Below are 515 nucleotides of genomic sequence, written 5' to 3' on the forward strand. Positions count from 1 at the left end.
ATAGGCCCGACACCCTTAACTGTATCATCACCAAATAAAGTAATCTGGCAAGCGACAGTGTTAACCAATAAATGATCTGGCTGATGCACACTATGGGTACCGGTTCCCATCTCATTGGGATCAATCAATAAAATATCAATGTTCCCAGAAAATGGATAATGGGAATAAAGTGTGAGCAAGCGTTCGAGAATACTGATCCCACGAGGACCAACGCCCAAAATAGCGACTGTAGAGTGAAGCATTCTGTAATCTCCCCTATTAGAATAATTTGACTTTCACAAAATGTTTCAAAAAGAATGGAATAAATTCTCTGACTTTTTAGTGAAGATTGCGGGTTTATGAAACGCCAACGACCTTTTTACAAAGACAATATTGACAGATTCCAGCAGCAACAAAAAGCGCTACAGCACCACAGATAACGGAAAGCGCAATGGCATGTGAACCAGACTGTAAAAAACTCGTCAAGAGAGGTCCTAATATTTGGCCAAAACCGTAAGTTAAGGTAGCCAAGCCTA

General features: G+C 40.6%; 2 protein-coding genes. Both read right to left on the reverse strand.

The genetic code is table 11. The annotated features are described in order from the left end of the window. The coding region (locus tag ACFIL8_RS12730; protein WP_375690151.1) for an FAD/NAD(P)-binding protein at positions 1-242 on the reverse strand (242 nt) is incomplete at its 3' end. Positions 243-336: 94 nt separating this feature from the next. Continuing rightward, positions 337-510 (reverse strand): YbfB/YjiJ family MFS transporter, encoded by a 174-nt coding sequence (locus ACFIL8_RS12735; protein WP_375690153.1) that lies wholly within the window; start codon positions 508-510, stop codon positions 337-339. Positions 511-515 lie beyond the last annotated feature (5 nt).

It is taken from the genome of Bartonella sp. AP57NXGY, assembly GCF_042195805.1.
Lineage (GTDB): Bacteria > Pseudomonadota > Alphaproteobacteria > Rhizobiales > Rhizobiaceae > Bartonella.